Origin of the sequence: Lutibacter oceani (assembly GCF_003384935.1) — a bacterium.
Taxonomy (GTDB): Bacteria; Bacteroidota; Bacteroidia; order Flavobacteriales; family Flavobacteriaceae; genus Lutibacter; species Lutibacter oceani.
This window is the reverse complement of sequence record NZ_QTTQ01000009.1, coordinates 1,075,664-1,090,604: the sequence shown is the minus strand read 5'-3', so window position 1 is coordinate 1,090,604 and position 14,941 is coordinate 1,075,664. Positions and strand designations below refer to the sequence as shown.

Below are 14,941 nucleotides of genomic sequence, written 5' to 3'. Positions count from 1 at the left end.
CATAAGTACATAAAACAAAAAAACACACTCGTATTGAGTGTGTTTTTTAACAGAATATTATAATTTCTTATCTTTTATTTACCATTTTATCAGCTAAAACTAATGCATTGTATGCATTTGCAACTTTACCTGTAATAGATAATTTAGAAAATTTGATTTTTTCATCTTTTTTACCTGGCACTAAAACTTCCATATCTAATTCAGTTCCTGAATTCATAATAATATGTTTTACCTGACTTGCAGATAATTGTGGATAATAAGATCTTACTAATGCCGCAACACCTGCTACTTCAGGAGAAGCCATTGATGTTCCGCTATATTTTGCATATTCATTTTTTGGAACTGTAGAGTAAATTTGAACACCTGGAGCAAATACATCAACGTTTTTTTGACCATAATTTGTAAACGTTGCCGGTAAATTTTCATTGTAATTTACACTCATTGCACCAACAGTTAAAACATTATCCGAAACTTCATTAATTTTATCAAAAGAATCATTTGGCCAGTTATCACTTACATCAATATTCTCACTTGAGTTACCGGCAGCATGAACTAATAAAACATCTTTTGATTCAGCATATTTAATTGCATCAATTACCCATTCACGATTTGGAGAATAGCTCTTTCCAAAACTCATGTTTATAACTTTTGCTCCGTTATCAGCGGCATATCTAATAGCCAAAGCCACATCTTTATCACGCTCATCTCCATCAGGAACAGCTCTTACTGACATTAATTTTGCATTATTTGCAACTCCGTTTAAACCTATTCCATTATTACGTTTGGCTAAAATAATTCCTGAAACGTGCGTACCATGCGATTCATCATCTTTTGAACCTATTACAAAAGGGTTACCATATTTAACATCTGTTATATCTTCAGGGTTATCTCCTACAATTGCTCTACCATCAAAATCGAAATCGTAGTTTTTATTTTTCTTTTGAGTATCATAATATTCCAAGTATGCTTTTTCATCTAAACCTCTACCCATTAAACCTAAAATATCACCTATTTGAGCTTGTAATTCTTCATCTTCAGTTTTTACTGCTTGTAAATCTTCAATAGAAACGGCTTCTTTTCCAAGGAATGTTTTAACTGCTGAAAAATTTGTTCCTATTTGCTCTAAACGATCCATTTGTTGAAAATGTCTGCTTGAAGATTTTTTATAGGCTTCTAAATATTCTTGGTATTTATCAAAATCTGCTTTTTCTTCTGCGCTAATATCTGCAGCTGTTTTTCCTTCAAAACGACTGTTTAAATCTGCAACAATACGCGTAATTTCTAATTGTTCTGGAGCAGCATCACCGTTTCCACCTAAAAAATTCCAACCATAAATATCATCAACATAACCATTTTTGTCATCATCAATATTATTATCAGCAATTTCTTTAGGGTTTGTCCAAAGAACATCTTTTAAGTCTTCGTGCTCAATATCAATTCCTGAATCAATAACAGCTACAATTACTGTTTCTCCTTTTTTACCTTCTAAAAATTTATACGCTTTATCTACACTCATACCAGGTATAGTGTCTGTTGCTAAATCTGCATGTGCCCAATGGTTAAATTGTTCATCACTTACAGTTCCTTTTTTTGCAGCCATTGACACTGCTGTATCCATAGTTGGTACTGCCATGTTTTTTACAGAACTACAACTTGTTAATGTAGCAACTACTAACGCTACTACTAAGATTGATTTTAAAATTCTCATTTTCTATTTATTGTTTAATTAAATACTTCGTTAAATTTATATGTTTGGTTTAATCGTACTCCTTTTTCGGTATGTTTTACAGTACATAATTCATTAGTTGCATCGTGTTCTAAAAACAAGAAATAATTATTATCTGCTGCCATATTTAAGAATTTGGCTTTTTCGTCCATAGTTAATAACGGACGTGTATCATATCCCATTACGTAAGGCAAAGGAATGTGTCCAACGGTTGGTAATAAATCTGCCATAAAAACAAGTGTTTTTTCTTTGTATTTTATATGAGGAATCATTTGTTTTTCCGTATGTCCATCTGCAAATAAAATATCAAATCCAAGCTTGGTATTTGTTGCAAAATCATTTGTTGGTAAATCCACAAAATTTAATTGCCCACTAGCTTCAATTGGATTAATATTCTCTTTTAAAAACGATGCTTTTTCACGAACATTTGGTTCAACAGCCCATTGCCAATGATTTTTATTACTCCAAAATTTAGCATTTTTAAAAGCGGGTTCATAACCAGTTTTGTCTTTATTCCATTGAATACTTCCACCACAATGATCAAAGTGAAGATGAGTTAAAAAAACATCGGTAATATCATCTCTATGGAAACCATATTTTGCAAGTGAAGTATCTAATGAAAAGTCTCCAAAAAAGTAATAGTACCCGAAAAACTTATCCGATTGTTTGTTTCCAGTACCGTTATCAACTAATATAAGTCGGTTACCATCTTCAATAAGCATGCATCGCATACTCATATCAATTAAATTATTTGTATCTGCTGGATTTGTACGCTGCCAAATAGTTTTAGGAACTACTCCAAACATGGCACCTCCATCTAATTTGAAATTTCCTGTTTCAATAGGGTAAATTGTCATTCTTTTATAAAATTTTCAATACTATAATAGTAACTAAAACATAAGTACTACATCGTTTTCAGTTACATTATATGGGTTTTACAAAGATACAATTATTTATACTTAACAATATGTTAAATAAATCAAAAAAACCTAAGCAAATTGCTTAGGTTTTAGCAGAGGCGTCGAGCGGATTCGAACCGCTGTAGGAGCTTTTGCAGAGCCCAGCCTAGCCACTCGGCCACGACGCCTTAATTGGACTGCAAATTTAACTATTTTTAATAAGTTGGCAAGATTTTTTGTAATTATTGTGCAACTGCTTAATTGTTAATTTGTTTAATTGCTTTTTTTAGTGAGAAAATTGTAAAACTTCAAAGTAGAAAATAGAAAGTCCAAAAGCAAAAAACTACTTATCTCTACTTTTACTCATTTCAATAGTAACCATCGCAACATTTCCTCCAATTGGCGGATTTAATTTTGAAACTGCAACTTCAGCCTTTTTTACTATTAATATTTCTGCTAAAATTCTATCTAAAATGCGTTTTGCAACTTCCTCTAATAATTTAGAACGTATTGCCATTTCTTCTTTTACAATCTTATTTAAATGCACATAATCAACCGTATCAGCAAGATTATCAGAAATAGCCGATTTTGATAAATCTGCTTTTACCGCAACATCTACCCTATAATCGGAGCCTATTTTTCCTTCTTCAACTAAACAACCATGATAGGCATAAACTCGTATATTTTTAACTTTTATAACTCCCATTTTAACTAGTAAAAAAATCGAATATGTTGCTTAAAGAACTTGTTGGTGCCTTATAAAACTCGGTATATTTGCATCTTTCACAAGTAACTGAAGAAAATTTTTCAGTCTGAATGTCAAATATTTTAGATAAAGTACCTCCTGTAGCTCTCATTTGTCCAACTTCATAGGTTTTATTATCGCACTTAGGGCACTTATAATTTAAAGGTTTATTACTCATAAATTCTATTTTTATCAAATATAGTAATTCGTCTGTTTGTTTTGTAGTTGAATTGCCAAAAAAAATCGATATTTTTGCAGCTTAATAGTTTCTGTTATTATGAATGAAGAAAAAAAATCACTGAATTTTATTGAACAAATAATTGAAGAGGATTTGGCAAATGGATTGCCGAAAGAGAAATTGCGATTTAGATTTCCGCCAGAACCAAATGGATATTTACATATTGGCCATGCTGCTTCAATTTGTTTAAATTTTGGATTGGGCCTTAAATACAATGCACCCGTTAATTTACGTTTTGATGATACAAATCCTGCTAAAGAAGAACAAGAATACGTTGATTCTATAAAGCATGATGTTGAATGGTTAGGGTTTAAATGGGATAAAGAATTGTATTCTTCAGACTATTTTCAACAATTATTTGATTGGACAATTATGCTAATTAAAGAAGGAAAAGCATATGTTGACAATCAGTCCTCTGAACAAATGGCAATTCAAAAAGGAACACCTACTGAACCTGGAACTAATAGCCCGAACAGAGATAGAAGTATTGAAGAAAATCTGGAATTATTCATGAAAATGAAAAATGGAGATTTTGAAGAAGGTTCTCATGTATTACGTGCAAAAATTGATATGAAACATACCAATATGCATATGCGTGATCCAATTATGTACCGTATTTTAAAGAAACATCACCATAGAACTGGAAATGATTGGTGTATTTACCCGATGTACGACTGGACGCATGGAGAATCGGATTATATTGAACAAATATCACACTCAATTTGCACCTTAGAATTTAAATCTCATAGAGATCTGTACGATTGGTATGTTGATCAAGTATACGATGCATCTCTATTAGAATTACGTCCAAAACAACGAGAATTTGCTCGTAGAAATTTAAGTTATACCGTAATGAGTAAACGTAAATTACTACAATTGGTTGAAGAAGGAGTTGTTAATGGTTGGGATGACCCGCGTATGCCAACAATTTCTGGCTTAAGAAGAAGGGGATATTCTCCAGAATCCATTAGAAATTTTAGTGATGTTGCTGGAATTGCAAAAAGAGATAATGTTACTGATGTTGCTTTATTAGAATTCTGTATAAAAGATCATTTAAACAAAACTGCACCAAGAGTAATGGCTGTTTTAGATCCTGTAAAAGTTGTTATTACAAATTATCCAGAAGGAAAAGAGGAGTTTTTAGATGCCAGTTATAATGATTACGAAGAGGGGTTTGGTAGTAGAAATGTACCTTTTAGTAGAGAAATATACATCGAAAAAGAAGACTTTAGAGAGGAAGCAAATAAAAAGTTTTTCCGATTAAAATTAGGGAAAGAAGTTCGTTTAAAAAATGCCTACATTATTAAAGCTGAAAGTTGTGTAAAAAATGAAAATGGAGAGGTAACTGAAATACATTGTATCTATGATGAAGATTCTTTAAGTGGAAGCGGTTCAGAAGCAAGTAAACGTAAAGTAAAAGGAACCTTACACTGGGTTTCCGTTCCGCATGCAGAAAAAGCGGAAGTTAGAGTTTATGATCGTTTATTTACAAATGAAGCTCCTGACGCACAGAAAGACAAAGATTTTAAAGAATTTATTAATCCAGAATCTTTAAATACCATTGAGGCATTTTTAGAACCTAGTTTAAAAAATGCTAAAATTTTAGATAGATTTCAGTTTCAACGCCTAGGATATTTTTGTGTTGATAAGGATTCAACTTCTGAAAAATTAGTTTTCAATAGAACAGTATCTTTAAGAGATAGCTGGGCTAAAATGGAAAAATAAAAAAAGTACACACAAACTAAAAAAGACTTATTCATACAAATAAGTCTTTTTTAGTTAAATTTGTTATTTACTAAATCCTACAACAATGAAAAAAATTTTATTAATAACACTTATCGGTCTTTTTATAATTTCATGTAAAAAAACTGAAACTCAAAACAATGTTGCATTGAAATATCCTACAACAAAAAAAGTTGATACCGTTACCAATTATTTTGGAACAAACTTACAAGACCCTTACCGTTGGTTAGAAGACGACATGTCTTCAGAAACTGAAGCTTGGGTGCGTGCTGAAAACGAAATTACTTTCGATTATTTATCTAAAATTCCATACAGGGAAGAACTAAAACAACGTTTAGAAAAATTATGGAATTATGAAAAAATAGGTTCCCCTTTTAAAGAAGGAGATTATACTTATTTCTATAAAAATAATGGCTTACAAAACCAATATGTACTATACCGCTTTAAAGGCGAAGAAGAACCAGAAGTGTTTTTAGATCCAAATACCTTTTCTGAAGATGGAACCACATCTTTAGGCGGCTTATCTTTCTCCAAAGACGGAAGTATGGTTTCTTATGCCATTTCTGAAGGAGGAAGTGACTGGCGTAAAATTATAATAATGGATGCCGTTTCTAAAGAAATTAAGGGAGACACTATTATTGATGTTAAGTTTAGCGGAATGTCTTGGAAAAACAATGATGGCATCTTTTATTCAAGTTACGAAAAACCTGAAGGAAGTGAGCTTTCAGCTAAAACGGATCAACACCGGTTGTTTTATCATAAATTAGGAACAGCACAAAAAGAGGACAATATTATTTTTGGTGAAAATGATAAAAGACGCTACATTGGAGGTTCAGTTACCGAAGATGGAAACTATTTAATTATTAGCGCTTCCGAATCCACATCAGGAAATGAATTGTATTTTAAAGATTTATCAAATCTAAATAACCCAATAAAACCTATTATTTTAGGTTTTGAGTACGATACTTCAGTTTTAGATCATAAAGATGGAAACTTTTTATTAGTTACCAATTTAAACGCTCCAAATAAACGCATAGTTAAAGTAAATGTAAACAGCCCTTCTTCTGAAAATTGGGTAGATTTAATTCCTGAAACAAAAAATGTTTTAACAGCCTCAAAAGCTAGTGGATTTATTTTTACAAAATATATGGTTGATGCCGTTTCACAAGTAAAACAGTACGATTATAATGGAAATTTAGTACGTGAAATTGAATTACCAGGCGTTGGAACAGCTAGTGGATTTGGTGGTAAAATGGATGCTGAAACTATTTATTATTCATTTTCTAATTACATAACTCCAGGTTCAATTTATTCATTTGTTCCTAAAACAGGAGTTTCTGAATTGTATAAAAAACCTGCAATAGATTTTAATTCAGATAATTACGAATCACACCAAGTGTTTTATACTTCAAAAGATGGTACTAAAATTCCAATGATAATATCTTATAAAAAAGGAACGGAATTAAACGGTAAAAATCCAACTATTTTATATGGTTACGGTGGATTTAATATTAGCCTAACTCCAAGTTTTAGTATAACAAATGCTGTTTGGATGGAACAAGGCGGAATTTACGCTGTTCCAAATTTACGTGGAGGTGGTGAATATGGTAAAGAATGGCACAAAGCTGGAACTAAATTGCAAAAGCAAAATGTTTTTGATGACTTTATTGCTGCTGCTGAATATTTAATTGAAAATAATTATACTGCAACTGATTATTTAGCCATTAGAGGTGGCTCAAATGGTGGTTTATTGGTAGGCGCAACTATGACGCAAAGACCAGATTTAATGAAAGTTGCTTTACCTGCAGTTGGTGTTATGGATATGCTACGCTACCATACATTTACTGCTGGCGCAGGTTGGGCATACGACTACGGAACTTCTGAAGATTCTAAAGAAATGTTTGATTATTTAAAAGCTTATTCACCTGTACACAATATAAAAGAAGGTGTTGAATATCCAGCTACTTTGGTTACCACAGGTGACCACGATGATAGAGTTGTACCGGCACATTCATTTAAATTTGCTGCTGAATTACAAGCTAAACAAGCAGGAACAAACCCAACTTTAATACGCATTGAAACTAATGCAGGTCATGGAGCAGGAACACCTGTTTCAAAAACCATTGAACAATATGCCGATATTTTTGGTTTTACTTTGTATAATATGGGTTTTAAAGAATTACCTAGTAAAACAAACGTAAAAGGGTAGTTTCTTAAATTTATAAAGGCTGTTTATAAAGTATTGAATCCGTCATTCTGAACTTGTTTCAGGTTGATGAAAAATTCACTTTTTAGACAGCTTTTTTTAATGAGTAATAGCCATGGATATATTAAATTTTCTCTCCACTGCATTTCTTCCAACAGTATAACAATAAAGACTACTTGGAGTAAAATCATACATTAAACCATCATCTTCCTTAATTTCTTCAATGTTAAGTGTGGTTACTAAAGTTCTATCCAAATTATTCTTTTTGCAAAATGATTTAAGATTTGATAACTTATTCAAACTTTTAACATAGCGATTACTCCATTTAATTTCTACAGCCCAAATTGGTTTTTGCTTTTCGTTTGAAAGCCTAACAATATCTACTTCTCCGTTTTTCCATCTTGCATAGTAAGGTGTAAATTCGGTATTATGACCCCATTGAGAAAAAATAGCTGTTTCAACCATATTACCTATAAATTCATCATCTTTTTCAATAGGTGCAAATAAAGCACCTCTCAAAGATGGATTTGTCAAATAAATTTTAAAAGAAGTGGCTCTTTTAAATTTTTTTGCATTTTGATCAATTTTATTAATAACACGAATCAAAAAAGCGGCTTCTAAATATTCTATATATTTTTTAATTGTATTTTTTGCTACACCAGAATTTATGGAAAGTTGTTCATAAGTAAATTCATTTCCCGAATTATAAGCAATAGTTGTAAATAAAGCATTTAGCTCTTGCACATCTTGAATACCATAAAGACTCGGTAAATCTCTTAAAAGAACTTTATCAATAATATCACTTCTAATATACCTTCCTGGATCCGATTGCATTTCTTTTGATAAAGAAAGTTCTGGATATCCACCAAAATTAATGTAATTTAAAAAATGTTGATTAAACTCTTCAATATCATCTGTTTGAAAATAATTTCCCTTTACACCTTTCCATTCTTTACTTGTTAATTTTATTAAATGAGATAAATTTTTTAAATCTATATATTCATGAAAAGTTAATGGGGGTAACATAAAATCTGTAAATCTTCCCGCACCAGATTCATTACTTTTTAATTTTAAAGCTGCTGCTGCTGAACCAGATACTATAAATTTTATTTTATGATAACTATCAACTAAAGTTTTTAAATGTATTTCCCAATTTTTTAGATATTGAATCTCATCAAAAATTATATAATAATCTTCGGAAGCATCTTTATTATTAATCTCTAAAAAATGAATTAACATTTCTTCCAATGAAAGTCCAGTATATATTGGATTCTCAATAGATAAATAAACTATATTTTTTGGAGGAACTTTATTATTTATTAAATCTTGAACCAAATGAAAAAGCATAACAGTTTTACCAACTCTCCTAGGTCCCATTAATACAACAGCTCTTTTCACCTTCTTTTCATAAACTAAAGGCGAAAAAAGGTCAAAATAAAGTCGTTTCTTCATTGAAGAATAATATTCATCTATTTTAGATGTTTTCCACCAAGGATTTTCAAATTTAATTTTATTAATTACCTGTTCTTTTGAAAAATATTTTAAACTACCCATAAATAAGGTTACTTTATTAATTCTATTTACAAATATAAACAAATAAGATTAATTAATTGATCTTATTTGAATAATTATAAAATTTCTACTATAATAGCTTGATTAAAAGGTATTAAATCACCAACAGTTTTTCCTAATAACTGTTTTCCTATGGGAGATTGTGCTGAAACTACATAATAATCTTGTTGCTTAACCACTACTTTACCAACGCTTATTGCTAAAAAATAAGTTGCTTTGTTGGTTTTTACCAAGCTTCCTAAGCACACAATTTCCGAAGTTTTGCCCACAATAATTTTGTTTAAAACTTCTTGCATTAAGTTAACTTCAGCCAATTGCTGACCTGCTTTTTCCATTTCTAATTGAATCATTGCTCTACCTGTTTCATGTTTATCACCTGCTGAACTTTTGGTTTCAGAAAATAAATCATTTTTGTTAGAAGAAATGCTATTGGAAATGGTTTTATGTTTGTTTTCAACAAAATGAAAACAGGCAGTTAATAGTTGTTGTTTTATTTCAAAAAAAGTATGTATCATTTTGCAGTAAAAATAGCGCAATAAAGTTTCAATCAAAAATTTAAAAGCCAATATAAACTGCCACAACTATAGCAATTGCACCAACTAATAATATTGTTAAAACAAATTTTAAAATAAATTTAAACCATTTATCAAATGAGATTCCTGCTATAGCAATAATTGCCATTAGTGCACCTTGTGTTGGATAAATTAAATCTGTCATAACTGCGCCATATTGATACGCTAAAACACAAACCTGGCGAGAAATTCCAATTAAATCGGATAATGGAGCTAAAATTGGCATTGTTAAAATAGCTTGACCTGAATAGCTTGTAACAGGGAAATGTAATGCCGCTTGAGAAATCATCATTGAAATAGCCGCCATACTTTTTGGCAAATATTGCATTGGAGTAAATAAACCATAAATTATAGAATCTATAACCATTCCTTCTTTTAAAATTATTGAAATACTACTCGCAAATCCGACAATCATAGCCGCAAAAACCAATTCTTTAAATCCTTCAATATAGGTTTCTATAGTTCCGTTTACTCCTAAATTTCCAATTAACCCAACAATTATTCCTAGCGCAAAAAATTCTGCAGACATTTCATTAAAATCCCAATTATAATTCAGCATTCCAATAACCAAAATAACAAAGGCCATACCAACCAGTGACAAAATTATTGCACTTCTAATGCTAATTTTTTCAACAATTTCATCGGTTTCAACTACTTTTTCAATTTTATTTTTATTGGCATATTTTATAACCATAAACATCCAAACAATAAAAGCAATAGCCAAAACTATTAACCTGAATCCGCTTCCCGATAAAAATTCTAAACCTGTTTCTTTTTGAGCAATAACAACCGCAAATGGATTCATTGGGCTAAACGCCGCACCCAAAATAGCTGAACCAAAACTTATGGCAATTGCAACAAAGGCATTGTATCCTAAACGAGAGGTTAAATATAACAACACAGGAATCATGGCAATTATTTCCTCTTGTAACCCCATAATAGCTCCTCCAACCAAAAAAATAGTTGCAACAATAATCAATATTATTTCTTCTTTTCCTTGAAGTTTTATTGTTAAAAAAGTAATTCCTTCTTTTAAAGCTCCTGTTTTTTCAATTACATAAAAACAACCACCTATTAAAAGAATTAGTGTTATTAAACTAGCTCTACTAACAACTCCTTCAGGAATAGATAAAAACATTTTTAAAATGGAAACGGGTTCTGCGTCAACAGGTTTATATGAACCTTCAACAACAGAAATTTGATTTGTATCTGGGTTGGTAACTCTTTCGTATTGACCTTGAGGAATTATATATGTTAAAATGGTTGAAAGAATGATAAACCCAATCATAATAACCAAGGCATTTGGAAATTTTTTCATTTTTTAAGTCAGTTTAGCATTTGAAAGATAATTAAAAAATATAAACATCGCTATTTTAGGTAATTAAAGGAGTTACTATTAAATTTGAACACTTAATTAAAATACGTGATTTTTACAGGAAAAAGATACAACGATTATGGCTCTTTCATCAAATTGCATTTTGGTGAACGGGTTCAAAAAATAGCATTAGATATTGGTTTTTCTTGCCCAAACAGAGATGGATCAAAAGGGTATGGAGGTTGCACTTATTGCAATAATAACACGTTTAATCCCGATTATTGTAAACCACAAAAAAGTATTCAAAAACAATTAGAAGAAGGTATTTTATTCTTTTCAAAAAAAAAGAAATACACTAAATTTTTGGCTTATTTTCAAGCATATACAAATACATATTCCGATTTTGAGTCGCTTAAAAAAATGTACGAAGAAGCACTAAATGTAAAAGGAATTGTTGGTTTAGTAATTGGAACTCGGCCAGATTGTATTTCAGAAAAAATTATTAATTATTTAGATGAACTTTCTAAAACCTATTTTATTTCCTTGGAATTTGGTGTAGAAAGTACCAACGAAAAAACACTACTTACTGTAAATCGATGTCATACTTTTGAAGAAACAAAAGCAACTTTAGAGAAGTGTAAAAACAAAGGCTTTCATATAGGTGCACATTTAATTATTGGCTTACCTGGAGAAAATAAAAAAGATTTATTAAACCATGCTTTAGAAATTTCTAAACTCCCAATTGACACCTTAAAACTGCATCATTTACAAATTGTAAAAAACTCGGTAATGGCTGTTCAATATAGCCGAAATCCTGAAAGTTTTAAGCTCTTTACTTCTGAAAAGTACATAGCTTTTATTAGCGAATTTATTACACACTTACGTCCTGATATTATAATTGAACGTTTTATAAGTGAAGCTCCAAAAGATTTACTTATTGCACCTAAATGGGGAAATTTAAAAAACTTTGAAATTGTTGCCAAAATTGATAAAAATTTAGCGGCTAAGAATCTTTGGCAAGGAAAAAAATTTTCATCAAATTAAACCTCTAAATTATCTTCCCCCGTTTGCTTTTAAATCTTCAATGCAAAAAGCATCTAACTGAGGAATTTTATCCTGATTAAAAAAATTCCACCTTCCATTGCTTTTTTCAATTTGATTAAACATTAAACAATCTTCAACAATACAATGTGCTCCATTTTCAATATCCTGATGGTCTTCCACCATAGGGGTACCTAAATTTACAAGCCCTAACAAGTGTGAAAACTCATGACGTAACACTGTAGATTCCATTAAAATTCTATTAGGTTCAAAATTATCAGAAAATGAACTTAGGGTTTCTTCAAAAATAACAAATGAAGTATTTCGGTATGAAGTACCTAAAACAACAGAATCTTCAGCTGATTTTGAAGAAGTACCGTTTATAAATAATATAAAAATTGCAATTTCTTTTTCAGAAGAAAATTTAGTTCTATAGTCATCTTCTATACTTCTAATATTATCTGTAGTATAAGATGATGCTGTTTGAATATCAATTAATCTTGTTTGAATTGTAATGTTACTTTTAAATGTTCGCTCTAAAATAAAACTTTTTAAATTATTTAAACTTTCATCATTTGGTTTAGAACCTTCAACATATAAAACTTCAAGAAAAATAGTTTCAAAAAAATTATTTGATAAAATATCGTTTGCAGAAAAGCCAACTTCCCTTAAATGAGAATATTGCTCCAGTTGTTTAACATCATCATCAGCTTGGCAACTTACTATAAGTAAACTAATTAATAAAAAATACTTAATACACTTTTTCATCGGCAAAATTTTACGCTAAATAAAACATTGTAATTAATTTTTGTTTAGGACTAATAAATTTAACAAAAATAGCCGAAGATTATTGTTTAAATAGAATTTCAATTTATATAAATTAATTATGTTATTAATTTATATAAATTGAAATTCTAACATTAAAATTATTATTAATAAAATAAGTTGTAAGTTTATTAAATGTTAAAATACCAAATAAAAAAGCTGTCTAAAATGCCTTGGGTTCTTATACCGGGCTTGTAATTCTACACCTCATTACTTAGCAGATAACTTTACAGTTTTAATTCAAACAAATTATAAAAATGAGCAATATTATTGTATTAGGTGCTGGAATGGTAGGCAGCACCATGGCTATAGATTTAGCAAAAAAACATGCAGTTACAATTACCGATTTTAGTGAAAAAGCTTTAGAAAAAGCAATAAAAAAATGCGACAAGCTTTTACCAGTTATTTTAGATGTAACAAAAAAAGAAGCATTAAAAGACGTTATAAAACCATTTGATTTAGTTATTTGTGCAGTTCCAGGTTTTTTAGGTTTTGAAACTTTAAAATCTATTATTGAGGCGGGTAAAAATGTGGTTGATATTTCATTTTTTCCAGAAAATTGCTTCGATTTAAATAAATTGGCAAAAGAAAAAAAAGTAACTGCAATTGTTGATTGCGGCGTTGCTCCAGGAATGGGAAATATAATTTTAGGCTATTACAATGAACAACTAAAATTAACCGATTTTGAATGTTTGGTTGGAGGCTTACCAAAAGTAAAAAAATGGCCATTTTGCTACAAGGCACCTTTTTCTCCTATTGATGTAATTGAAGAATATACAAGACCCGCTCGTTATGTTGAAAACGGTATAATGGTAACAAAAGAAGCCTTATCCGATTGTGAATATGTTGATTTTAAAGGTATTGGAACTTTGGAATCTTTTAATTCCGATGGATTACGTTCTATTATTTTTACAATGCCACATATTAAAAACATGAAGGAAAAAACCTTACGGTATCCCGGCCATGTAGAATATGTTAAAGTGTTAAAAGAAAGTGGTTTTTTTAATGAAGAAAAAATTACAATTAACGGTTCCGAAATTTCTCCTTTAGATTTTACTTCCAAAATATTATTTAACGAATGGAAATTAGGCGACACCGAAGAAGAAATTACCGTAATGCGAATTACATTAAAAGGAACCGATAAAAAAGGAACTGATAAAACCATAGTTTACAATTTGCACGATGCATATTGCTCTAAAACTAATACCTCATCAATGGCAAGAACTACTGGATATACTGCAACTGCAGCTGCAAATATGTTTTTAGATGGTTTATTTTTTGAAAAGGGTGTATTTCCACCCGAATTAGTTGGTAAACATGAAAATTGCTTCAATTATATTTTAAATTATTTAAAAGAACGAAACGTAATTTACAAATTAGATGAGTTATAAATTAAAGTTTCAAATTAACTAATTTCCGTATTTATTTGGTAAATTAAAATATTGTATTACTTTTGTTGACTGATTAGTCAATTAAAGATGGATAAAAGAGAATTGTTATTAGAGGCAGCAACCAAACTTTTTGTTGAAAGAGGTTTACACGCTACGCCAACTTCTGCAATTTCAAAACAAGCAGGAGTTAGTGCAGGTATTTTGTTTCACTACTTTAAAACCAAAGACGATTTAATTGATGAGTTATATGTATCTATTAAAAAAGAGTATACTTCTTCTATATTAATTGATATTGATAGAATTAAATCGGATCTTGGAAAATTACGATTAATTTGGTCAAACTCTTGGAATTGGGCAATAGATAATGATTTGAAATTCAAGTTTTTATTACAAGTAGACAACACTAACTGTTCCGAAAGAGTAAAAAGTCATCCAGAAATTATTACGAAAGTTGAAAAGTTCAATAATTTCATTCAGGAATATGTTGATAAAGAACTTGTTAAAAACATTGACACTTATTTTTTAATGACCTCTATGTTTAGTTTAATTACTTCAATGGTAAATTATTTAACACTATTTCCTGAACTGTGTCACGATCAAGTATTTATAGAACAAGCTTGGGAAATGTTTTATAATTGCTTAAAACCATAAAAAAATTTATTGATTAA

Annotated in this window: 13 protein-coding genes and 1 tRNA gene; 5 read left to right on the top strand and 9 right to left on the bottom strand. The window is 30.1% G+C overall.

What is annotated here, in order from left to right:
• Window positions 1-67: 67 nt before the first annotated feature.
• The 5 genes from BX611_RS04815 to BX611_RS04795 form a co-directional block, all read right to left on the bottom strand.
• Entirely contained in the window at window positions 68-1,708 is a 1,641-nt protein-coding gene (locus tag BX611_RS04815) for a S8 family peptidase (RefSeq protein WP_115878618.1), read from the bottom strand.
• A gap of 14 nt (window positions 1,709-1,722) precedes the next feature.
• The gene (locus BX611_RS04810) at window positions 1,723-2,583 is read right to left on the bottom strand and encodes an MBL fold metallo-hydrolase (RefSeq protein WP_115878616.1); all 861 of its coding nucleotides are present in this window, start codon (window positions 2,581-2,583) and stop codon (window positions 1,723-1,725) included.
• A 159-nt stretch (window positions 2,584-2,742) separates the two neighbouring features.
• Window positions 2,743-2,813, bottom strand: a tRNA-Cys gene (locus tag BX611_RS04805).
• Window positions 2,814-2,968: 155 nt separating this feature from the next.
• The gene (folB, locus tag BX611_RS04800; RefSeq protein ID WP_115878614.1) at window positions 2,969-3,331 is read right to left on the bottom strand and encodes a dihydroneopterin aldolase; all 363 of its coding nucleotides are present in this window, start codon (window positions 3,329-3,331) and stop codon (window positions 2,969-2,971) included.
• 1 nt (window position 3,332) lies between these two features.
• Window positions 3,333-3,548 carry a zinc ribbon domain-containing protein gene (locus tag BX611_RS04795; RefSeq protein ID WP_115878612.1) on the bottom strand — a complete coding sequence of 72 codons (216 nt, stop codon included), beginning with the start codon at window positions 3,546-3,548 and terminating at the stop codon, window positions 3,333-3,335.
• Between the two features lie 99 nt (window positions 3,549-3,647).
• On the opposite strand from BX611_RS04795, the gene BX611_RS04790 reads away from it, so the two are divergent.
• Window positions 3,648-5,333 carry a glutamine--tRNA ligase/YqeY domain fusion protein gene (locus tag BX611_RS04790; protein WP_115878610.1) on the top strand — a complete coding sequence of 562 codons (1,686 nt, stop codon included), beginning with the start codon at window positions 3,648-3,650 and terminating at the stop codon, window positions 5,331-5,333.
• Between the two features lie 85 nt (window positions 5,334-5,418).
• Window positions 5,419-7,560 carry a prolyl oligopeptidase family serine peptidase gene (locus BX611_RS04785; RefSeq protein WP_115878608.1) on the top strand — a complete coding sequence of 714 codons (2,142 nt, stop codon included), beginning with the start codon at window positions 5,419-5,421 and terminating at the stop codon, window positions 7,558-7,560.
• Window positions 7,561-7,656: 96 nt separating this feature from the next.
• On the opposite strand, the gene BX611_RS04780 is transcribed toward BX611_RS04785, so the two are convergent.
• The 3 genes from BX611_RS04780 to BX611_RS04770 all read right to left on the bottom strand — a co-directional run bounded on the left by BX611_RS04780 (window position 7,657) and on the right by BX611_RS04770 (window position 11,019).
• A complete protein-coding gene (locus BX611_RS04780) occupies window positions 7,657-9,111 on the bottom strand; it encodes an ATP-binding protein (RefSeq protein ID WP_115878606.1) in 1,455 nt (484 codons plus the stop codon).
• Window positions 9,112-9,185: 74 nt separating this feature from the next.
• Window positions 9,186-9,644 carry a GreA/GreB family elongation factor gene (locus BX611_RS04775; RefSeq protein ID WP_115878604.1) on the bottom strand — a complete coding sequence of 153 codons (459 nt, stop codon included), beginning with the start codon at window positions 9,642-9,644 and terminating at the stop codon, window positions 9,186-9,188.
• Window positions 9,645-9,684: 40 nt separating this feature from the next.
• Window positions 9,685-11,019: a YfcC family protein gene (locus BX611_RS04770; RefSeq protein ID WP_115878602.1), complete on the bottom strand. Its 1,335-nt coding sequence runs from the start codon at window positions 11,017-11,019 to the stop codon at window positions 9,685-9,687.
• Window positions 11,020-11,124: 105 nt separating this feature from the next.
• On the opposite strand from BX611_RS04770, the gene BX611_RS04765 reads away from it, so the two are divergent.
• On the top strand, window positions 11,125-12,060 hold the full coding sequence (locus tag BX611_RS04765) for a TIGR01212 family radical SAM protein (RefSeq protein WP_205417119.1): 936 nt from the start codon (window positions 11,125-11,127) through the stop codon (window positions 12,058-12,060).
• A gap of 9 nt (window positions 12,061-12,069) precedes the next feature.
• Here BX611_RS04765 and BX611_RS04760 read toward each other — a convergent pair whose 3' ends face one another.
• The gene (locus BX611_RS04760) at window positions 12,070-12,825 is read right to left on the bottom strand and encodes a membrane metalloprotease (RefSeq protein ID WP_115878600.1); all 756 of its coding nucleotides are present in this window, start codon (window positions 12,823-12,825) and stop codon (window positions 12,070-12,072) included.
• 314 nt (window positions 12,826-13,139) lie between these two features.
• Here BX611_RS04760 and BX611_RS04755 point away from each other — a divergent pair, with 314 nt between their 5' ends.
• Window positions 13,140-14,273, top strand: a complete 1,134-nt coding sequence (locus BX611_RS04755; protein ID WP_115878598.1) for a saccharopine dehydrogenase family protein — start codon at window positions 13,140-13,142, stop codon at window positions 14,271-14,273.
• 87 nt (window positions 14,274-14,360) lie between these two features.
• Window positions 14,361-14,924 carry a TetR/AcrR family transcriptional regulator gene (locus BX611_RS04750; protein ID WP_115878596.1) on the top strand — a complete coding sequence of 188 codons (564 nt, stop codon included), beginning with the start codon at window positions 14,361-14,363 and terminating at the stop codon, window positions 14,922-14,924.
• The last annotated feature ends 17 nt before the right edge of the window (window positions 14,925-14,941 follow it).